Source organism: Paraburkholderia sp. JHI869 (assembly GCF_038900775.1).
Lineage (GTDB): Bacteria > Pseudomonadota > Gammaproteobacteria > Burkholderiales > Burkholderiaceae > Paraburkholderia.
This window is the reverse complement of sequence record NZ_JAYMSC010000003.1, coordinates 75,923-95,590: the sequence shown is the minus strand read 5'-3', so window position 1 is coordinate 95,590 and position 19,668 is coordinate 75,923. Positions and strand designations below refer to the sequence as shown.

General features: G+C 65.1%; 18 protein-coding genes. 8 read left to right on the top strand and 10 right to left on the bottom strand.

From position 1 onward, the window contains the following. Nucleotides 1–20: 20 nt before the first annotated feature. The 7 genes from VSR72_RS06840 to VSR72_RS06810 form a co-directional block, all read right to left on the bottom strand. Nucleotides 21–1,070: a bifunctional UDP-4-keto-pentose/UDP-xylose synthase gene (locus tag VSR72_RS06840; RefSeq protein WP_342951666.1), complete on the bottom strand. Its 1,050-nt coding sequence runs from the start codon at nt 1,068–1,070 to the stop codon at nt 21–23. Then, complete coding sequence (locus VSR72_RS06835; protein WP_342951665.1) at nt 1,067–2,023, bottom strand: formyltransferase; 957 nt, start codon at nt 2,021–2,023, stop codon at nt 1,067–1,069. Before VSR72_RS06835 ends, VSR72_RS06840 begins: the two co-directional genes overlap by 4 nt. Next, on the bottom strand, nt 2,020–3,111 hold the full coding sequence (locus VSR72_RS06830) for a glycosyltransferase (protein ID WP_342951664.1): 1,092 nt from the start codon (nt 3,109–3,111) through the stop codon (nt 2,020–2,022). The genes VSR72_RS06835 and VSR72_RS06830 overlap by 4 nt, the downstream gene beginning before the upstream one ends. Before the next feature lie 129 nt (nt 3,112–3,240). Beyond that, on the bottom strand, nt 3,241–4,404 hold the full coding sequence (locus tag VSR72_RS06825; protein WP_342951663.1) for a DegT/DnrJ/EryC1/StrS aminotransferase family protein: 1,164 nt from the start codon (nt 4,402–4,404) through the stop codon (nt 3,241–3,243). A gap of 119 nt (nt 4,405–4,523) precedes the next feature. Further along, nucleotides 4,524–4,895: an SMR family transporter gene (locus VSR72_RS06820; RefSeq protein WP_028204911.1), complete on the bottom strand. Its 372-nt coding sequence runs from the start codon at nt 4,893–4,895 to the stop codon at nt 4,524–4,526. Between the two features lie 108 nt (nt 4,896–5,003). Further along, complete coding sequence (locus VSR72_RS06815) at nt 5,004–6,695, bottom strand: glycosyltransferase family 39 protein (protein WP_342951662.1); 1,692 nt, start codon at nt 6,693–6,695, stop codon at nt 5,004–5,006. 156 nt (nt 6,696–6,851) lie between these two features. Beyond that, a complete protein-coding gene (locus VSR72_RS06810; RefSeq protein WP_342951661.1) occupies nt 6,852–7,226 on the bottom strand; it encodes an Mth938-like domain-containing protein in 375 nt (124 codons plus the stop codon). A gap of 518 nt (nt 7,227–7,744) precedes the next feature. Between VSR72_RS06810 and VSR72_RS06805 the strand changes: the two genes are divergently transcribed. The 6 genes from VSR72_RS06805 (at nt 7,745) to VSR72_RS06780 (ending at nt 14,147) form a co-directional block, all read left to right on the top strand. Further along, complete coding sequence (locus VSR72_RS06805) at nt 7,745–8,983, top strand: pyridoxal phosphate-dependent aminotransferase (RefSeq protein WP_342951660.1); 1,239 nt, start codon at nt 7,745–7,747, stop codon at nt 8,981–8,983. A gap of 60 nt (nt 8,984–9,043) precedes the next feature. Then, complete coding sequence (locus VSR72_RS06800) at nt 9,044–10,375, top strand: homoserine dehydrogenase (protein ID WP_342951659.1); 1,332 nt, start codon at nt 9,044–9,046, stop codon at nt 10,373–10,375. A 10-nt stretch (nt 10,376–10,385) separates the two neighbouring features. Next, nucleotides 10,386–11,837 carry a threonine synthase gene (thrC, locus tag VSR72_RS06795; protein ID WP_342951658.1) on the top strand — a complete coding sequence of 484 codons (1,452 nt, stop codon included), beginning with the start codon at nt 10,386–10,388 and terminating at the stop codon, nt 11,835–11,837. A gap of 298 nt (nt 11,838–12,135) precedes the next feature. Further along, the gene (gene glp / locus VSR72_RS06790; RefSeq protein ID WP_342952026.1) at nt 12,136–13,362 is read left to right on the top strand and encodes a gephyrin-like molybdotransferase Glp; all 1,227 of its coding nucleotides are present in this window, start codon (nt 12,136–12,138) and stop codon (nt 13,360–13,362) included. A 25-nt stretch (nt 13,363–13,387) separates the two neighbouring features. Then, entirely contained in the window at nt 13,388–13,645 is a 258-nt protein-coding gene (moaD, locus tag VSR72_RS06785) for a molybdopterin converting factor subunit 1 (RefSeq protein WP_112176957.1), read from the top strand. A 19-nt stretch (nt 13,646–13,664) separates the two neighbouring features. Then, a complete protein-coding gene (locus VSR72_RS06780) occupies nt 13,665–14,147 on the top strand; it encodes a molybdenum cofactor biosynthesis protein MoaE (RefSeq protein ID WP_342951657.1) in 483 nt (160 codons plus the stop codon). Between the two features lie 100 nt (nt 14,148–14,247). Here the strand turns inward: VSR72_RS06780 and VSR72_RS06775 are convergent, their stop codons facing one another. Continuing rightward, nucleotides 14,248–14,808: a group III truncated hemoglobin gene (locus VSR72_RS06775; RefSeq protein WP_342951656.1), complete on the bottom strand. Its 561-nt coding sequence runs from the start codon at nt 14,806–14,808 to the stop codon at nt 14,248–14,250. 208 nt (nt 14,809–15,016) lie between these two features. Between VSR72_RS06775 and VSR72_RS06770 the strand changes: the two genes are divergently transcribed. Next, complete coding sequence (locus VSR72_RS06770) at nt 15,017–15,517, top strand: Rrf2 family transcriptional regulator (RefSeq protein WP_342951655.1); 501 nt, start codon at nt 15,017–15,019, stop codon at nt 15,515–15,517. 260 nt (nt 15,518–15,777) lie between these two features. Next, on the top strand, nt 15,778–18,375 hold the full coding sequence (gene clpB / locus VSR72_RS06765; protein WP_342951654.1) for an ATP-dependent chaperone ClpB: 2,598 nt from the start codon (nt 15,778–15,780) through the stop codon (nt 18,373–18,375). 113 nt (nt 18,376–18,488) lie between these two features. Here clpB and VSR72_RS06760 read toward each other — a convergent pair whose 3' ends face one another. Beyond that, nucleotides 18,489–18,929, bottom strand: a complete 441-nt coding sequence (locus VSR72_RS06760) for a YidB family protein (protein ID WP_342951653.1) — start codon at nt 18,927–18,929, stop codon at nt 18,489–18,491. A gap of 125 nt (nt 18,930–19,054) precedes the next feature. After that, nucleotides 19,055–19,639, bottom strand: coding sequence for a helix-hairpin-helix domain-containing protein (locus tag VSR72_RS06755; RefSeq protein WP_342951652.1), 585 nt, complete (start codon nt 19,637–19,639; stop codon nt 19,055–19,057). Nucleotides 19,640–19,668: the final 29 nt, after the last annotated feature.

The following is a 19,668-nucleotide window of genomic DNA, read 5'->3' as shown; positions in this document are numbered from 1 at the left end:
CGAGGACCTTTCTTTGACGCTTAGTGCTGCTCGACGAGCGCACGGGCGTCGGCCACATGGCCGCGGTACGCTTCGAAGATCTTGCGCAGCGCTTCGTCGAAAGTCGACTTCGGCGCCCAGTTCAGCTCCTGCTTCGTGTTGTCGATCTTCGGCACGCGGTTCTGCACGTCCTGGTAGCCCGCGCCGTAGTACGCGCCCGACGACGTTTCGACAAGCTGCACCTTCTTCGCCGTTTCCGCGTATTCGGGGAATTCGGCGGCGAGCGCGAGCATCTTGTGTGCGAGTTCGCGCACCGAGAAGTTGTTGGTCGGGTTGCCGATGTTGTAGATCTTGCCCGTGGCGACGCCGTCCTTGTTCTCGATGATCTTCATCAGCGCTTCGATGCCGTCGTCGATGTCGGTGAACGCACGCTTTTGCGCGCCGCCGTCCACGAGGCTGATGTTCTCGCCGCGCACGATGTGGCCGAGGAACTGCGTCACGACGCGCGACGAGCCTTCCTTCGGCGTGTAGATCGAGTCGAGGCCCGGGCCGATCCAGTTGAACGGACGGAACAGCGTGAAGTTCAGGCCTTCCATGCCGTAACCCCAGATCACGCGGTCCATGAGCTGCTTCGAGCACGCGTAGATCCAGCGCGGCTTGTTGATCGGGCCGTAGGTCAGCGCCGAGGCGTCCGGGTCGAACTGCTCGTCCGAGCACATGCCGTAGACCTCGGAGGTCGACGGGAAGACGAGGTGCTTGCGGTACTTCACGGCCGAACGCACGATCGGCAGGTTCGCCTCGAAGTCGAGTTCGAACACGCGCAGCGGCTGCTGCACGTAGGTCGCGGGCGTAGCGATGGCGACGAGCGGCAGGATCACGTCGCACTTCTTGACGTGGTACTCGACCCACTCCTTGTTGATCGTGATGTCGCCTTCGAAGAAGTGCATACGCTCATGCTTGACGAGGTCGCCGAGGCGATCCGTCTGCATGTCCATGCCGAACACTTCCCAGTTCGTGTTTTCGAGGATGCGCTTGGAGAGGTGGTGGCCGATAAAGCCGTTCACACCCAGGATCAGAACTTTTTTGGTCATGGACGGGGGACAGATGAAATGAGTTCGGAGAACGCGGCGGGGCTGATGACGGTCTCCTGACCGTTCTTCGCATGCCGCAGTTCGTGGATCGCGATGGCGCGTGCGTCGCCGCAGACGGCGAAAAGCGCATTATCGCTTACGTGGATGCCCACGGGCAATCCGGCGAGGGGGCGGACCCTTTCGGCATCTTGCGATCCGGGCCGCACGAGACGCGCGCCGGCAATCACGAAACGCTCGTTGCCAATGTCGGTGAACGCGCCCGGATAGGGCGGCGCGACGGCGCGGATCAGGTTGTACACCTGCTGCGCGCTCTGGCTGAAATCGAGGCGGCCGTCCTCCGGCTTGCGCCCGCCAAAGTAGCTGCCTCGCGTGAGGTCGTTCGGCAGATGCGGTGCCTCGCCCGCGATCAGCGCGGGCAGCACGCGCCAAAGTGTTTGCTCGGCGGCGACCGTGACCTTGTCGAATACCTGCGCGGCGGTGTCGTCGGGGAGGATCGGCACCGGCGTTTGCGCGACGATGGCGCCCGCGTCGGGCTTCGCGGCCATCTCGTGCAGGGTGGCGCCGGTTTCGGTCTCGCCGTTGAGCACGGCCCAGTTCGTGGGCACGCGGCCCCTGTACTTCGGCAGGAGCGAGCCGTGCACGTTGTACGCGCCGCGCCCGGCTAGGGCGAGCAGGTCCACGGGCAGCATGTGCCGGTAGTAGAACGAGAAGATGAAGTCCGGGCGCGCCGCGGAAACGGCCGCGCGCAACTCGGCGCTCTTCGGGTCGGCGGGTGTGACGACCTCGATGTCGTGCTCCTCGGCCACCGACTTCACGCTGCCGAACCAGATGTTCTCGGTCGGGCTGTCTTCATGCGTGACGACAAGCGCAACGTCGACGCCGCCCGCGAGCAGCACCTGCAAGCAGCGCACGCCCACGTTGTGATACGCGAAGACAACGGCGCGCGGCTTCATTGACCGGCTCCTTCGTTGGCCGGGTTCGTCGTGACTTTCGCCGGTTGCACCGGCGGCGTCGGCTGCGCAAACGCGGCGGCCTGCATGAAATCCTGGCGCGGCGTATCGACGACGGCGCGGCTATTACGCTCCTCGAGGATCGTCTGGATCAGGTAACGCGGGCGCGCGCGCACCTGCTGGTAGATGCGGCCGATGTATTCGCCAAGCAGCCCGAGCGCGAAGATGATCACGCCGAGCATGAAGAACGTAATGGCGAACAGCGTGAACACGCCTTGCACTTCCGCGCCGAGGATGAAGCGGCGAATCAGCAGCAGCAGGAAGAGGCCGGCCGACCCGAGCGAGAGGATCACGCCGATGAACGACAGCCACTGCAGCGGCACGACGGAGAAGCCCGTCACGAGGTCGAAATTCAGGCGAATGAGGCTGTAGAGCGAGTACTTCGATTCGCCCGCGAAGCGCTCCTCGTGCGCGACCTCCACCTCGACCGGGTTCTGCGAGAACGTGTAGGCGAGCGCGGGAATGAAGGTATTGATTTCGCCGCAGCGGTTGATCGTGTCGATGATGCGGCGGTTGTACGCGCGCAGCATGCAGCCCTGGTCGGTCATCTTGATGCGCGTGATGCGCTCGCGCAGACGGTTCATTGCCTGCGAGGCCTTGCGCCGCCAGAGGCTGTCCTGGCGCTGCTTGCGGATGGTGCCGACGTAGTCGTAGCCCTCGCGCATCTTCTCGACGAGCTTGCCGATTTCCTCGGGCGGATTCTGCAGGTCGGCGTCGAGCGTGATGACGATCTCGCCGCGCGCCTGCTCGAAGCCCGCGAGAATCGCCATGTGCTGGCCGTAGTTGCCGTTGAGCAGGATCGCGCGCGTGGTATCGGGCCGCGCGCGGAACTGCTCGGCGAGCATCGCGGCCGAGCGGTCGCGGCTGCCGTCGTTGATGAAGATCACTTCGTACGAGGTGCCGAGCTGGTCGAGCGCCGGATACAGGCGCGCGAACAGCGCGGGAAGGCCAGCTTCCTCGTTGTAGACCGGAATGATGACCGAGACTTCCGGCATGTCCGGGGTCAAGGTGCCTTGTTCCGTTTGACTCATGTGTGCGTCGATTCCGTTATTGGATGCTTCGGTTTGCTGCGTGCGCAGTCTGGCGGCGCATGTGCTGCGCCATCCAGTTTGCGTTTCCCCTGTTTCTACCTGCTGATTACGTCTGTCGACTTCTACCGCTTACTTTCCAAACTTTGCGCAAATCTCGTTCACCGCGCTGCACACGCGCGCCACGTCGGCTTCGTTCATCTGCGTGAAGAGCGGCAACGTGACCGTGCTCGCGCCGAAGCGCTCCGCGTGCGGGAACATACCCGCCTTGAAACCGCGCTCGCGGTAGAGCGTGAAGAGGTGGATGGCCGGGTAATGCACGCCCGAGCCGATGCCGCGCTCCTTGAGTTCGCCCATGAAACCGGCGCGATCGATCGCGAGCTTCTCGAGCGGCAGCGTGATCTGAAACATGTGCCAGTTGCTGTTGGCGAAGTCGGCGAGCGGCAGGCCCATGCCGAGCTTCACCGCCGCGCCGCCCTCGAAACCCGCGAAGTAGGCGCGCGCGAGCGCGTGGCGCTGACGGGTGAAGCGCTCGATGTGCTTGAGCTGGCCGAGCCCGACGCGCGCCGCGACATCCGTGAGATTGTACTTGCCGCCGAGCACGTCGCAGTCCATGCCGTCGAAGCCCGTGCGCGTAATGCCCTGGAGGCGGTACTTCTGCGCGAGGACGGCCTCGGCTTCGTCGTTGAGGACGAGCGCGCCGCCTTCGATCGACGTAAGGTTCTTGTTGGCGTGAAAGCTGAACGAGACGATGTCGCCGATCGCGCCGATGCGCTTGCCGTTCCAGCTCGAGCCGAACGCCTGCGCGGCGTCCTCGATCACGCGCAGCTTGTGCTGGCGGGCGATTGCGTAGAGCCGGTCCATGTCCACGGGCAGGCCCGAGAGGAAGACCGGGATGATGGCTTTCGTCTTCGGCGTGATGGCCGCTTCGAGCTTGTCGAGGTCGATGTTGCGCGTGACGGGATCGATGTCTGCGAACACCGGCGTCGCACCGACTTCGTAGACCACGTTGCTGGTCGCGACCCACGAGGCGGGCGTGGTGATGACTTCGTCGCCGGGACCCACGCCGGCAATGCGCAGTCCGATTTCGAGCGTCGCCGTGCCCGAGTTGAACGTGCGCACGGGCCGGCCGCCGCAGTACTCGGAGAGCGCCGCCTCGAACGCCTGGTTCTGCGGGCCGGTCGTGATCCAGCCAGAGCGCAGCACGTCGGCGACGCCCTGGATGGTTTCCTCGTCGATTTCGGGACGCACGAACGGCAGGAACGGAAGGGTCGACTGCGGAGATGACTGGGTCATGAGTGCTTTGCTCTTTGCTCGTCAGAAAGTGGGGCCGGGCAACAAAGGCTGCCGCGACGCACCTTACGAAATGCCTATATGGGCGCGATAGGCCGCGCTGCAAGCGGTCTCGCGGCGCGTTAGCTGCGCGCCAGCACGAACACGCCGATCAGGATGATGCCGATGCCGACGAGGCGCTGCACGCTCAGCACCTCGCCGAACAGATACCACGCCGCGAACGCATTGACCACGTAGCCGAGCGAGAGCATCGGGTAGGCGATCGAGACGTCGACGCGCGAGAGACCGACGATCCACACGACCACGCTGAACACGTAGCAGGTAAGCCCGCCGAGAATCGGGACTTGCGTCGCGAGCTTCAGGCCAATGGGCAAGATGTTCGCACGGCTGAATTCGAAGTGTCCAACGGCATTGACACCCGCTTTCAGCAACAGTTGCGCACACGCGTTGAGGCCGACGCCGGCGAGGATGCAGATCAGGGAAATCGGATTCATCGGAAAGGGTGATTCAACGGGTTATCGGGTTGCGGCGGGGCTGAGCCGGCCGCACCTTCGCGATTGGCCCCGATTATCGCGCATGCGTCAATCGGGGCCGGGTCGCGCTCAGGATTGCGGCTTCTCGACGATCACGCGCCGGGCGTCGCGGGCAATCACCTGCATCGGGAAGCCCTGGGCGGCCAGTTTTTCGTAGCGATCGACCGGAATCAGCGCGAGCGCGTAGCGCTCGGCTTTCCAGCGGGCTTCCCAGTCGGCGATGGTCGGCACCCATTTTTGCGGTTCCTCGGAGATGCCGAAGGCAAGTTCGTCGGTGACCTCGACCATCGTCATCGTGTGGCGCACGTAGAACGGCATGGTGTGGTCGAGCACGCCCACCGAGTAGAACGGCGTGTCGGGCGGCAGCTTCGCAATGGCGGCGCGCACCGCGGGCGCGAGCGGCGCGCCGGAACTCAGCGTCCCGAACACGTCGTGGCCCGTGCCCGCAATGGTCGCGAGCAGCAGCCAGGCGGTGCCGAGCGCCACTGCCGGGGCGCGCGCGCCGGTTTCGGGCGTGCGCTTCGCGCGGTTCAGGCGCAGGGCGACCATGGTGACGACGAAGGCCACCGCGGCTGCGGCGAACACCCACACCTGGAATTCGCGGTAGAGCGCGTTCGGATTGCGTGCGTCGCCAAGGCGCGTGAGCACGAACGAGCCCGCCATCAGCACGACGGCGAAGAGCGCGTAGCCCGCGAGGTGCTTCTTCCACTGCGAGCGCGTCATGACCGGCAGATACATGCCGATGATGAGCGCAACCGGCGGCGCGATCGGCAGGACGTAGGAGACCAGCTTCGAGTGCGAGGCGCTGAAGAACAGGAAAATGAACACCGTCCACACGAGCATCAGCATGACGGGCGAGAAGCCGTTGGGCTGACGCGGCGCGCGCAGCGCATGGCGCACGCTCTGCACACTCACCGAAAGCCACGGCAGGAAGCCCACCAGCATGACCGGCACGAAGTAGTAGAACGGGCCGGGGCGGTTCTGCGCGGGCGTGAGGTAGCGCTGGAACTGCTGGACGATGAAGAAGAAGTTGAAGAACTCGGGATTGCGCTGCTGCACGAGGATGAACCACGGCGAAACGATCGCGAAGAACACGATCAGGCCGCTCACGAGGTAGAGGCGCTTCCAGAGCGCCCAGTCGCGCGAGATCGCCGTATAGAGCACGAGCACGGCGCCCGGCAGGATCAGGCCGACGAGGCCCTTGGAGAGCACCGCCATCGCCATGGCTGCCCAGCACACCCACATCCAGAGACGCGCGTTCGCTTTGGGCAGGTTCGGGCGCTGCGCGAGCAGCAGCGCGCACAGCGTGAGCTGCATCCAGAACGACAGGCCCATGTCGAGCGTGTTGAAGTGGCCCATCAGGTTCCAGTACGGCGCGCAGGCGAGCACGACCGCGGCGAAGAAGCCCGTGGCGGCGTTGAACACGCGCGCGCCGGTGAAGCCGATCAGCAGCACGCCGGCGAAGCCGGTGAGCGCCGTATAGAGGCGCGCCTGCCACTCGCCGATGCCGAACCACGCGAACGTGAGCGCGTTCATCCAGGTCTGGAGCGGGGGCTTCTCGAAGTACTTGTAGTCGTTGTAGCGCGGCGTGATCCAGTCGCCGCTGGCGAACATTTCGCGCGCCATTTCGGCGTAACGGCCTTCGTCGCTCGGCAGCAGGTGGCGCCAGCCGAGCGGCAGGAACCAGATCACGGCGAGGGCGAGGATCAGGAGCAGGATCGCGCTGCGGTTGAGCGGTAGCCTCGATGGCGTATCGTTCATGGGTTTCAGCCTGTTCTTGTTGCAGTCGTTGCGGTCGAGGTGCGGCGCGCGCGTTGTCATACGTGGCCCGTGGGCCATGTCCGGCGCACGCTTCGCACGCGGCGCGCAAGTGTACTACGCCGCCGCGCGGCGACCTGATGGCAAGCTTAAGGCGCGTCAGCTTTCGATCAGAAGCGCGGCCGCCACACGGCGGCCTTCGGCCATGAGAATGTTGTAGGTGCGGCAGGCGGCCTTGAAGTCCATTGCCTCCACGCCGATGCGCTTCGCGGCCAGCGCCGCGGTCAGGCGCGGGTGCGGAAAGCGCAGCCTCTCGCCGCTGCCGAACACCACGACCTCGGGGTTCAGCGGGAGCAGCATCTCGAAGAGTTCGGGCGTGAGGGCGTCGAAGGCCTGCACCGGCCAGGGGGTGACCGGCGAATCGGGCATCACGATGATGCTGCCCGTGTGGCGTTCGAGGTTCACTTCGACGTAGTCGGCGCCGTAACCGGTCACGGTGTTCAGCGCGGCGCTGGAGTCCTGGTGTAGTTTCAAAACGGAGTTCCGGGGTAAGGGCAGCTCGGGTGCGCAAGCGAGGGGGCGCATATCCTGTGCCGACGCCGGCCTCGGCGCGAACCGCCTCGTGGCATGCTTCCCGGTCCGCCTTCTGGCCGATTGCGCATTGCGGAAGTTGGTCAAAATCCGCTAAATTATAGCTTTTTAGCCGCCGCAGCGGCGGCGCCCGCGGGCAGACCCGCCGGTAGACCGCTGCGAGCGCGCCATCCGCGCATCGGGCGAGGGCAGCCACAAGCTGTCAGGGTGGTAGGGGGATCGAATTGGCCCTGGCAGACGCTTTCAGTGGCGTTGTGCGTGCGCCCGGCGCTTCCCCCGCAATCGTGCACGGCTATTGTCCTGCCGGGGGCGCCCCGGTTTCCTTGTATGTCTTGTCCGCCAAGGCGCCATCCGCCGGCCGGGCAACGGCATCCCAGCCTGTTCCAGCCCTTTTACCGCGTCTTACTCGCCTCTGACGCTCTGACTGATTCTCTGACCGATTTTCTGACCGACAGCCCGCCGTGAAACCGATTCTCAAATCCAACAAGCTGCAGAACGTTTGCTACGACATCCGCGGGCCGGTGCTCGAGCACGCGAAGCGCCTCGAAGAAGAAGGCCATCGCATCATCAAGCTGAACATCGGCAATCTGGCGCCGTTCGGTTTCGACGCGCCCGACGAGGTCATTCAGGACATGATCCTGAACCTGCCGGGCTCCTCGGGGTATTCGGACTCGAAGGGCGTGTTCGCCGCGCGCAAGGCGATCATGCATTACGCGCAGCAAAAGGGTGTCAAGGGCGTCGAACTCGACGACATCTACATCGGCAACGGCGCGTCCGAGCTGATTGTGATGGCCATGCAGGCGCTGCTCAACGACGGCGATGAAGTATTGCTGCCCGCGCCGGACTATCCGCTGTGGACCGCGGCGGTGAGCCTCTCGGGCGGCACGCCCGTGCACTATATCTGCGACGAATCGAACGCGTGGATGCCCGACCTCGACGACATCCGCTCGAAGATCACGCCGAACACGCGCGCGATCGTCGTCATCAACCCGAACAACCCGACCGGCGCGCTGTATTCGGACGACCTGCTGCGCGGCCTCGTGGCCATCGCGCGCGAGCACGGGCTGATCCTCTTCGCCGACGAGGTCTACGACAAGATCATCTACGACGGCAAGACGCACACGGCGCTCGGCTCGCTTTCGGAAGACGTGATCACCGTCACGCTCAACAGCCTCTCGAAGAGCTATCGCGCGTGCGGCTACCGCGCGGGCTGGATGTTCCTCTCTGGCATGACGGGCGAGAACCGCCGTCGCTCGAAGGACTACACGGAAGGCCTCGGTATCCTCGCCTCGATGCGTCTGTGCGCGAACGTGCCGGGCCAGTACGCGATCCAGACGGCGCTGGGCGGCTACCAGAGCATCAACGAGTTGATCCAGCCGGGCGGCCGCCTCTATCGCCAGCGCGAGCTTGCGTACAACATGCTCACGGCCATTCCGGGCGTAACCTGCGTGAAGCCCGAGGCGGCGCTTTACATGTTCCCGCGCCTCGACCCGAAGCTCTATCCGATCGAGAACGATCAGCAGTTCATCCTCGACCTGCTCTTGCAGGAGCGCGTGCTGCTCGTGCAAGGCACGGGCTTCAACTGGAAGCAGCCGGACCACTTCCGCGTGGTGTTCCTGCCGAACGTCGACGACCTGACCGATTCGATCAACCGCATCGCGCGTTTCCTCGACGGCTATCGTCAGCGGCACGGCACCTGAGCGACGCCCGATCAAGTAGCACGCATACCCTTTTCAAACACTTAGACGAACACACGCTGCATGGATCCGATCAAAGTAGGTCTCTTGGGCTTCGGCACGGTGGGCAGCGGCACCTTCACGGTACTGCGCCGCAACCAGGAAGAAATCAAACGCCGCGCGGGTCGCGGCATCGAGGTGGCGCGCATCGCAGTGCGCAACCCGGCCAAGGCCACGACGGCGCTCGGCAGTGAAGCCGGTACCGTCGACCTGACGACCGACTTCAACGCGGTCGTCGACGACCCGTCGATTTCGATCATTGCCGAAATGATCGGCGGCACGACGCTCGCCAAGGATCTCGTGCTGCGCGCCATTGCCAATGGCAAGCACGTGGTCACGGCGAACAAGGCGCTGCTGGCGGTGCACGGCACCGAGATCTTCGAAGCGGCGCGCGCCAAGGGCGTGATGGTCGCGTTCGAGGCGGCGGTAGCGGGCGGCATCCCCATCATCAAGGCGCTGCGCGAAGGCCTCACGGCCAACCGCATCCAGTACATCGCCGGCATCATCAACGGCACGACGAACTACATCCTCTCGGAAATGCGCGAGCGCGGCCTCGACTTCGCGACCGCACTGAAGGGCGCGCAGGAACTGGGCTACGCCGAAGCCGATCCGACCTTCGACATCGAAGGCGTGGACGCCGCGCACAAGGCCACGATCATGAGCGCGATTGCGTTCGGCGTGCCCGTGCAGTTCGACAAAGCCTACGTGGAAGGCATCAGCAAGCTCGACGCCATCGACATCAAGTACGCGGAAGAACTCGGCTATCGCATCAAGCTGCTCGGTATCGCGCGCCGCACGGAGAAGGGCATCGAACTGCGTACGCATCCCACGCTGATCCCGGCCAAGCGCCTGCTCGCCAACGTGGAAGGCGCGATGAACGCGGTGGTCGTGCACGGCGACGCCGTGGGCGCGACGCTCTACTACGGCAAGGGCGCGGGCGCGGAGCCTACTGCATCCGCCGTGGTGGCCGATCTCGTGGACGTCACGCGCCTGCACACGGCCGACCCCGAGCACCGCGTGCCGCATCTGGCATTCCAGCCGGACAGCCTTTCGAACACGCCGATCCTGCCGATCGACGAAGTCACGAGCGGCTACTACCTGCGCCTGCGCGTGGCCGACCAGACCGGCGTGATGGCGGCCATCACGCGCATCCTGGCGGACGGCGGCATCTCGATCGATGCGCTGCTGCAAAAGGAAGCGGAGCAGATCGACGCGCAGGGCAAGGCGGAAACCGACATCATCCTGATCACCCACGAGACGCTCGAGAAGAACGTCAACGCGGCGATCGCGCAGATCGAAAAGCTCGCGACGGTGAAGTTGCCGGTCACGAAGCTGCGCATGGAAGGACTGAACTAAGGCAAGGGCTATGAATTACGTATCTACGCGCGGCGCGGGCGCCGGCGAGCATCATTCGTTTTCCGACATCCTGCTGGGCGGCCTCGCGCGCGACGGCGGCCTGTATCTGCCGGCCGAGTATCCGCAGATCAGCAAGGAAGAACTCGCGCGCTGGCGCGGCCTCTCGTACGCGGATCTCGCGTTCGAAATCCTCTCGAAGTTCGCCGGCGACATTCCTGCCGACGACTTGCGCGACATCACGCGCCGCACCTACACGGGCGAAACGTACCGCAACGTGCGCCACGGCGAAGACGCGAGCAAGATCACGCCGCTCACCACGCTCGGCGAGGAAAACGGCGCCAAGCTCTCGCTGCTCGAACTCTCGAACGGCCCGACGCTCGCGTTCAAGGACATGGCGATGCAGTTGCTCGGCAATCTGTTCGAGTACACGCTCGCGAAGGCCGGCCAGGAGCTGAACATTCTCGGCGCGACCTCGGGCGACACCGGCAGCGCCGCCGAATACGCGATGCGCGGCAAGAAGGGCGTGCGCGTGTTCATGCTCTCGCCGCACAAGAAAATGAGCGCGTTCCAGACAGCGCAGATGTTCAGCCTGCAGGACCCGAACATCTTCAACCTCGCCGTGGAAGGCGTGTTCGACGACTGCCAGGACATCGTCAAGGCCGTTTCCAACGATCACGCGTTCAAGGCGCAGCAGAAGATCGGCACGGTCAACTCGATCAACTGGGCGCGCGTCGTGGCCCAGGTCGTGTACTACTTCGCCGGTTACTTTGCTGCGACGAAGTCGAACGACGAGCGCGTGTCGTTCACGGTGCCCTCGGGCAACTTCGGCAACGTCTGCGCGGGCCATATCGCGCGCATGATGGGCCTGCCCGTTGAGAAGCTCGTGGTCGCGACCAACGAGAACGACGTGCTCGACGAATTCTTCCGCACGGGCGTTTATCGCGTGCGCGCTTCGGCCGAGACGTATCACACGACGAGTCCGAGCATGGATATCTCGAAGGCGTCGAACTTCGAGCGCTTCGTGTACGACCTGCTCGGCCGCGATCCGGCACGCGTGACGCAACTGTTCCGCGACGTGGAGGAGAAGGGCGGCTTCGATCTCGTGGCGAGCGGGGACTTTGTGCGCGTGAAGCAGTTCGGCTTCGTGTCGGGCCGCAGCAGCCACGACGACCGCATCGCGACGATCCGCGACATCTATTCGCGCTACAAGACGATGATCGACACCCATACCGCCGACGGCGTGAAGGTCGCTCGCGAGCACCTGCAACCGGGTGTGCCGATGATCGTGCTCGAAACGGCGCAGCCCGTGAAGTTCGGCGAGACGATTCGCGAGGCGCTGGACCGCGAGCCGGAGCGCCCGGCTGCGTTCGAAGGCCTGGAGGCGCTGCCGCAGCGCTTCGAAGTCGTGCCCGCCGACGCTAAGCGCGTGAAGGACTATATTGCCGCTCACACGGCGGACTGATCGATGCAGCCGGGGCCGGATCTGCTACCGGTCCTGGCGCGTCGATGTCTCATCAGCATTTCCCAGGCGGCGGGTCGCTCAGATCCGCCCGCTGCAAAGCCCCAGCCGACCCTCAGTGCTCGAAGGCGTTCTGCGCCAGGGATATCCACGGCATAAGGCACGGCGCGCCGGTCGCGCCGCTACAATAACGGCAGACCAACCGTTGCTGGCGGCCCCACCGCCCAAGTCCGAGACGACCTCGATGTCCACGCCTACGTCCCCGTCTTCCGCTGCGCCGGCGCCTGCACCGCGCACGCCGATGCTCTCCACCGCCGACGCCCTTGCGACGCTGCTTGCCGCAGCGCAGCCGCTTGCCGGCGCCGAAACGATTTCGACGTTCGACGCGCTGAACCGCGTGCTCGCCGCAGATGTCGTCTCGCCGCTCGACGTGCCGCCGATGAATACGAGCGCGATGGACGGCTACGCGGTGCGCGTGGCCGATCTCGCGCAAGGCAGCCGCAATCTGCCAGTTTCGCAGCGCATTCCCGCTGGCCACGCGCCGCAGCCGCTTGCGGCGGGCACGGCCGCGCGCATCTTCACGGGCGCGACGGTGCCGCCGGGCGCGGACGCCGTGGTGATGCAAGAGCAGACCGAGGCCGCGGAAGGCGCCGTCACCATTCTGCACACGCCCAAGGCGGGCGAATGGATCACGGCGCAGGGCGCGGATATCCGCAAGAACACGGTGATCCTGCCGGCGGGCACGCGTCTTACGCCCGCGGCGCTCGGGCTCGCGGCGTCGGTGGGGTGCGCGGCGCTCAACGTCGTGCGCCGCGTGAAGGTCGCGGTGTTCTTCACCGGCGACGAGCTGACCATGCCAGGCGAGCCGCTCAAGCCCGGCGCGATCTACAATTCGAACCGCTTCACGCTCACGGGACTCCTGCGCAACCTCGGCTGCGAAGTCACCGACTACGGCATCGTGCCGGACCAGCTCGACGTCACCCGCGCAACGCTGCGTGAGGCGGCCGCTGCCCACGACCTCATCCTCACTTCGGGCGGCGTCTCGGTGGGCGAAGAGGATCACGTGCGGCCCGCCGTGGAGGCCGAAGGGCGCATCAACCTGTGGCAGATCGCCATGAAGCCAGGCAAGCCGCTTGCGTTCGGTGCCGTGCGTCGAACGCCAGGCGCCGCGGCTGCGCATGCCGGCGAGGCGTTCTTCATCGGGCTGCCCGGCAACCCGGTGTCGAGCTTCGTCACCTTCCTGTTGTTCGTGCGCCCGTTCCTGCTGCGTCTCGCAGGCGCGACGCACGTAAGCCCGCGCGCGCTTTCGCTGCGCGCCGACTTCACCCAGACGAAGAGCGATCGCCGCAACGAATTCCTGCGCGCGCGCGTGAATCCGGCTGGCGGGCTCGACCTGTTCTCGAACCAGAGTTCGGCGGTGCTGACCTCCACGGTCTGGGCTGACGGTCTGATCGACAATCCGCCCAACCACGCGATCAGCGCCGGCGAGACCGTGCGCTTCATCCCGTTCACCGAATTGCTGTACTGAAAAGCCCTATTTGAAACACCGAGCGATGAAGATCCAGTTGAAATTTTTTGCAAGCGTGCGCGAGGCGCTGGGCGTCGCGGACGAAACGGTCACGCTGCCGGACGGCATCGTGACAGTCGGCGACGTGCGCGGCTGGTTGCGTGCGCGCGGCGGCGTGTGGGCCGAGACGCTTGCGGAAGGCCGCGCGCTGCGCATGGCCTGCAATCACGTGATGACGGACCCGCGCACGCGCATCACCGAGGGCTGCGAAGTCGCGTTTTTCCCGCCCGTGACGGGCGGCTGAGCGCGACAGGAGATTCACGATGCCCGTGCGCGTACAAACCGAAGATTTCGACCTCACCACCGAGGTTGCGCAACTGCGCGCGCGTAATCCGGCGATCGGCGCGGTGGCGTGCTTCGTCGGCACAGTGCGCGACCTGAACGACGGCAGCACGATCGCGTCGCTCGAACTCGAGCACTATCCGGGGATGACCGAGAAGGCGCTGGAAGCGATCGCCCTGGAGGCGCAGCGGCGCTGGGCGGGCATCGAGGTGCTGATCGTGCACCGCGTGGGCAAGCTCGCGCCGCTCGACCAGATCGTGCTGGTCGCGACGACCTCGAAGCATCGCGGCGACGCCTTCGCGTCCTGCGAGTTCGTGATGGACTACCTCAAGACCGAGGCGCCGTTCTGGAAGAAGGAAGAGACAGAGCAGGGCGCGCGCTGGGTCGATGCCCGCGAAAGCGACGATGCGGCGTTGGAGCGCTGGGGTGTGGCGTCGGGGAATACTTCGCGCGAATCCAGCTAGGCGATCGTACGTTGGGGCGAAGGGACGGATTCAGCTCGTCCCGTGCGCTGTCTAATGCAACTAACCGCCTGCTCCAGCACTTCGCTGAAAGCGGAGACGCTTACTCTGCCGGCGTGCTTTCGTCGACATCCACCTGGCGGCCAACGAAACGGGCCGGGAACGGCTCGCCAGTGGGGCGCGTGGGCAAGTCATGGCCGTGGCCGGCAGGGCGCCTGCGCGGCGCGACGCGATCGAGGATCGCCTGCTGCTCGGGCGGAATCGTGTAGTCCCAGCCGAAGCGGCTGAGTTGCAGGCTTTGTGCGATGCGCAGCGCGGGTTCCATGAACTGCACTGCCGCCGCGGGTTCGTAGCGCGCCTGAACCGTATCGAGGAAAAGATAGAGCCAGCGGCTGAAATGCTGCGGCTCGACGCCCGGCACCGGATCGTGAGCCTGCTGCACATTGCCGCGGTAGGTCTTGGTGCCGAGCACGAGGCTCGACCAGAAGCGGCACATTTTCGGCAAGTGTTCGTCCCAACGTCCGGCCAGCACGCCGTCGAACACCGGGCCGAGCATCGCGTCGTCGCGCACGCGGTCGTAGAACGCGTAGACGAGTTCGCGGATGTTGTCTTCGGTTGGCTGGGCGTGCAGCGCAGCAGCGGGGTGGGTGTCGGGGCGAGTCATCTGGGGCCTGGGTGATACCTGGAGTGCCTGGAGTGTAGTCGGCGGCGGGGCCGCGGCACGATGCGGCCGTGAGCCGCATGCAAGCTGCCAGGCACTGCGAAGTGACCATCGAAGCGACAATGATACCCAGTCCGGGCAAAACCTGCATGCTAACTGCATGTTATTGTATGGGTTCTGTCACCCGCATCATCCTGTCATTGCCACCGCCATGAGACTGACCGACTACACCGACTATTCGTTGCGCGTGATGTTGTATCTCGCGCTGCGTCGCGACAGCCTGGCCACGATCCAGGAGATCTCGGACGCCTACGGCGTTTCGAAGAATCATCTGATGAAAGTCGTGCAGCGCCTCGGGGAACTGGGCTGGGTCGATACCGTTCGCGGGCGCAACGGTGGCTTGCGGCTCGCGCCGGCTTCGCTCGATCTGACGGTGGGTGCGGTCGTCCGTGAGACCGAGAGCGACTTTTCGCTGGTCGGCTGCTTTCCGGACGAACATGGCGAACGGCGTAGCTGCGTCATCGAGCCGCAGTGCCGGCTCAAACACGCGCTGGCGGCTGCGCGCGACGCGTTCCTCGCGGAACTCGACCGCCATACCATCGGCGAACTGGCGCAGCCGGCAGACGAGTTGACCGGGCTGCTTGGCCTCGCGCCGATCCAGTTCATGCCGCTTGCGCAGGCGGCTCGACCCGCGTCTACCCGGGAGCATTAAGGGCGCGTCAGCGTCCCGCGCGCCTCGCGCACCATTTCCTTCATTTTCGAGCGGCGCCGCCCAGCCGTGGCGCTTTGCTTCGCACGGCCTCGGCCGTCTCATATTCTTCCCCCGTTTTCTCGCGCCTCGGCAGGGTTGCCGATGGCCGCCGCATGCGCTTGAATCCGAAAAATCGGAAAAAATGACGCCAGAGCGCTTGAAACCGGCGTGTCCCCCCTCAAATTTGGTGACAGTCTAGAAATCTGGAGGTCTCGCATTAAATGAGAATCGACAAACTCACCACCAAGTTCCAGGAAGCCATCGCCGACGCGCAAAGCCTCGCCGTTGGTCACGATAACCAGTACATCGAACCTGTTCACCTGCTGGCTGCGCTCGTCGCGCAGCAGGACGGCTCCGCGCGCTCGCTCATGTCCCGTGCGGGCGTGCAGGTCCAGGCCCTGCAGAACACGCTGAACGACGCCATCAACCGCTTGCCGCAGGTGCAGGGCACCGACGGCAACGTGCAGATCGGCCGCGAACTCACCGGCCTGCTCAATCAGGCCGACAAGGAAGCGCAAAAGCTCAACGACACGTACATCGCGAGCGAGATGTTCCTGCTCGCCGTTTCCGACGACAAGGGCGAAGCGGGCCGTCTCGCGCGCCAGCACGGCTTGACGCGCAAGGCGCTCGAAGCCGCGATCGTGGCGGTGCGCGGCGGTGCGCAGGTGCACAGCCAGGACGCCGAGAGCCAGCGCGAAGCGCTCAAGAAGTACACCGTCGACCTGACCGAGCGCGCGCGTTCGGGCAAGCTCGACCCCGTGATCGGCCGCGACGACGAAATCCGCCGCTCGATCCAGATCCTGCAACGCCGCACCAAGAACAATCCGGTGCTGATCGGCGAGCCGGGCGTGGGCAAGACGGCCATCGTCGAAGGCCTCGCGCAGCGCATCGTCAACGGCGAAGTGCCGGAAACGCTCAAGGGCAAGCGCGTGCTCTCGCTCGACATGGCCGCGCTGCTCGCGGGCGCGAAGTATCGCGGCGAGTTCGAAGAACGTCTGAAGGCCGTGCTCAACGACATCGCGAAGGACGAAGGGCAGACCATCGTCTTCATCGACGAAATTCACACGATGGTCGGCGCGGGCAAGGCCGAAGGCGCGATGGATGCGGGCAACATGCTCAAGCCGGCGCTCTCGCGCGGCGAGCTGCATTGCATCGGCGCGACGACGCTCGACGAATATCGCAAGTACATCGAAAAGGATGCGGCGCTCGAGCGCCGCTTCCAGAAGGTGCTCGTCGATGAACCGTCGGTCGAGGCGACCATCGCGATCCTGCGCGGCTTGAAGGAGAAGTACGAGCTGCACCACGGCGTGGAAATCACCGACCCGGCAATCGTCGCAGCCGCGGAACTCTCGCATCGCTACATCACCGACCGCTTCCTGCCGGACAAGGCCATCGACCTGATCGACGAAGCCGCTTCGAAGATCAAGATGGAAATCGATTCGAAGCCCGAAGCAATGGACAAGCTCGATCGCCGTTTGATCCAGCTGAAGATCGAGCGCGAGGCCGTCAAGAAGGAGAAGGACGAAGCGTCGCAAAAGCGTCTGCAGCTGATCGAGGAAGAGATCGATCGCCTGAGCCTGGAATATAAGGACCTCGAAGAGATCTGGACCACCGAGAAGGCCGCGGTGCAGGGCGGTGCGCAGATCAAGGAAGAGATCGACCGCGTGCGCGCCGAGATCACGAAGTACCAGCGCGATGGCAAGCTCGAAAAGGTCGCGGAACTGCAATACGGCAAGCTGCCGGAACTCGAAGCGCAGCTCAAGCAGGTGACGCTCGCCGAGGCGAACGAGCAGAACAACCCCACGCGTTTGCGCTTGCTGCGCACGCTCGTGGGCGCCGAGGAAATCGCGGAAGTCGTGTCGCGCTCGACCGGCATTCCCGTCTCGCGCATGATGCAGGGCGAGCGTGAAAAGCTGCTGCAGATCGAAGAAAAGCTGCATGAGCGCGTGGTGGGCCAGGACGAGGCCATCACCGCCGTTGCCGACGCGATCCGCCGCTCGCGCGCCGGTCTCTCGGACCCGAACCGGCCGTACGGCTCGTTCCTGTTCCTCGGGCCGACGGGCGTGGGCAAGACCGAGCTGTGCAAGGCGCTGGCGGGCTTCCTGTTCGATTCGGAGGATCACCTCATCCGCATCGACATGAGCGAGTTCATGGAGAAGCACAGCGTCGCGCGTTTGATCGGCGCGCCGCCGGGATACGTGGGCTATGAAGAGGGCGGCTATCTGACCGAGGCCGTGCGACGCAAGCCGTATAGCGTGATCCTGCTCGACGAAGTCGAGAAGGCGCACCCGGACGTGTTCAATGTGCTGCTGCAAGTGCTCGACGACGGCCGCATGACCGATGGCCAGGGCCGTACCGTCGACTTCAAGAACACGGTGATCGTGATGACGTCGAACCTCGGTTCGCACCTCATTCAGGCGATGGCCGGCGAGCCGCAGGAAGCGGTGAAGGACGCGGTGTGGAACGAAGTGAAGCAGCAGTTCCGCCCCGAGTTCCTGAACCGGATCGACGAGGTCGTGGTGTTTCATGCGCTCGATCGCACCAATATCGAGTCGATCGCGAAGATCCAGTTGCAGCGTCTGCGCGAGCGTCTGGAGAAGCTCGACATGGAGCTCATGGTGTCGGACGACGCGCTCGGCCAGATCGCCAAGGTCGGTTACGACCCGCTGTTCGGGGCTCGGCCGCTCAAGCGCGCGATTCAGCAGGAGATCGAGAATCCGGTCGCCAAGCTGATCCTCGCGGGCAAGTTCGGACCGAAGGACGTGATTCCGGTCGGCGTGCACGACGGCAAGTTCGTGTTCGAGCGCGTGGTGCACTGACGCGCGCAGCGTTAGCCGGTGAAGGCGCGTGCCGCGAGGTGCGCGCGCCGAGCCGAAACAAAAAGGGCAGCTCATTGAGCTGCCCTTTTTTCATGCCTGCGACTGCTTGCTGCTTAGGCCTGCTTGTTGCCGCCGCCAAACAGCGACGCAAGGCCGCCAAGTGTGCCAAGCACGCTTTCGGTGTTGATCTGGCCGCCTTGCGGCACTTCGCCGTTCGGCGTACCCGCGTTGACCACGTGCGGCAGCACCTGGGCCAGCAGGCCGCTCACCTGGTCGGGCTGCATGCCGACCTTCTGGGCGAGACCCGAGACGACGTCCGAGCCGAGCACGTTGTGCAGTTGATCCGACGAAACGGGCTGGTTCTCGCCGTTGCCGACCCACGACTGCACGATGTCGCCGAGGCCGCCTTGCTGGAACTTCTCGATCAGGCCGTTCAGGCCGCCGGGCTGGTTGTTGACGAACTCCATCGCTGTGGCGAGGAGCTGGGCCTGGCCGCCGCCTTGCTGTTGCGACTGCGAACCGAGCAGGGAACCGAGGGTATCTAGCAGACTCATGACGATCTCTCTGAGTGATGGCCGCGACGGGGGACGCGGCCGGTAAGTCGAACGGCGCACGCGAGGGCGGCGCCGCGTTTGCGAGGTCCGGCGCGCGGCTTGCGCGCGCCGGCGGATGCCGGCAATCAGGCGCCGGAAGCGGCCGCAGCAGAAGCGGCCTTGTCCTTCTTCGACTTCTTGGGCTTTTTCGCCTTCGTATCGGATGCCGTGGTCGCGGCGGCCGCTGCGGAGCCCGCTTCGGGCGCGCTTGCCGCCGCCTTGTCCTTCTTGCTCATGTGCTTCGACTTTGCGGCCGTCGTGCCGGAGGCGGCTTGCGCAGTCGTCGCGGCGGCCGGCGTCTGCGCCGTCATCGGATTGGCCGTGGTAGCGGCGGGCGCAGCGCTCGTTGCAGCGGCGCTCTTGCCGCTCTTTGCGCTAGCCGTCTTGCCCGCCGGCGGCACCGAGGAGCCGTTGATCGTGAGCCCTGCGGCCTCGAGGTTCTGCACCGACTTCGGGCCAATGCCCTTGACGCGGTTCACGAGGTCGTCGGCGTCCTTGAACGGGCCGTTCTTCGTGCGTTCGTCGATGATCGCCTTGGCGTGCACCGGGCCGATACCCTTGACCGATTCGAGCGCGGTTTGGTCGGCGGTGTTCACCTCCACGGCTGCGGCGAGCACGGCGGACAGCGACAGGCCGATGGCGAGGAACAGCATCAGCAGCTTCTTGAGCATGGCAATCACTCCATTGAGGGCATTTCAGT

Bases quoted from the DNA above. Each gene is read 5' to 3' on its own strand.
- VSR72_RS06830 (WP_342951664.1), bottom strand. From the start codon at position 3,111: ATGAGTCAAACGGAACAAGGCACCTTGACCCCGGACATGCCGGAAGTC.
- VSR72_RS06770 (WP_342951655.1), top strand. From the start codon at position 15,017: ATGAGACTGACCGACTACACCGACTATTCGTTGCGCGTGATGTTGTAT.
- VSR72_RS06815 (WP_342951662.1), bottom strand. From the start codon at position 6,695: ATGAACGATACGCCATCGAGGCTACCGCTCAACCGCAGCGCGATCCTG.
- clpB (WP_342951654.1), top strand. From the start codon at position 15,778: ATGAGAATCGACAAACTCACCACCAAGTTCCAGGAAGCCATCGCCGAC.
- VSR72_RS06820 (WP_028204911.1), bottom strand. From the start codon at position 4,895: ATGAATCCGATTTCCCTGATCTGCATCCTCGCCGGCGTCGGCCTCAAC.
- moaD (WP_112176957.1), top strand. From the start codon at position 13,388: ATGAAGATCCAGTTGAAATTTTTTGCAAGCGTGCGCGAGGCGCTGGGC.
- VSR72_RS06775 (WP_342951656.1), bottom strand. From the start codon at position 14,808: ATGACTCGCCCCGACACCCACCCCGCTGCTGCGCTGCACGCCCAGCCA.
- VSR72_RS06780 (WP_342951657.1), top strand. From the start codon at position 13,665: ATGCCCGTGCGCGTACAAACCGAAGATTTCGACCTCACCACCGAGGTT.
- VSR72_RS06760 (WP_342951653.1), bottom strand. From the start codon at position 18,929: ATGAGTCTGCTAGATACCCTCGGTTCCCTGCTCGGTTCGCAGTCGCAA.
- thrC (WP_342951658.1), top strand. From the start codon at position 10,386: ATGAATTACGTATCTACGCGCGGCGCGGGCGCCGGCGAGCATCATTCG.
- VSR72_RS06835 (WP_342951665.1), bottom strand. From the start codon at position 2,023: ATGAAGCCGCGCGCCGTTGTCTTCGCGTATCACAACGTGGGCGTGCGC.
- VSR72_RS06840 (WP_342951666.1), bottom strand. From the start codon at position 1,070: ATGACCAAAAAAGTTCTGATCCTGGGTGTGAACGGCTTTATCGGCCAC.
- VSR72_RS06825 (WP_342951663.1), bottom strand. From the start codon at position 4,404: ATGACCCAGTCATCTCCGCAGTCGACCCTTCCGTTCCTGCCGTTCGTG.
- VSR72_RS06800 (WP_342951659.1), top strand. From the start codon at position 9,044: ATGGATCCGATCAAAGTAGGTCTCTTGGGCTTCGGCACGGTGGGCAGC.
- VSR72_RS06755 (WP_342951652.1), bottom strand. From the start codon at position 19,639: ATGCTCAAGAAGCTGCTGATGCTGTTCCTCGCCATCGGCCTGTCGCTG.
- glp (WP_342952026.1), top strand. From the start codon at position 12,136: ATGCTCTCCACCGCCGACGCCCTTGCGACGCTGCTTGCCGCAGCGCAG.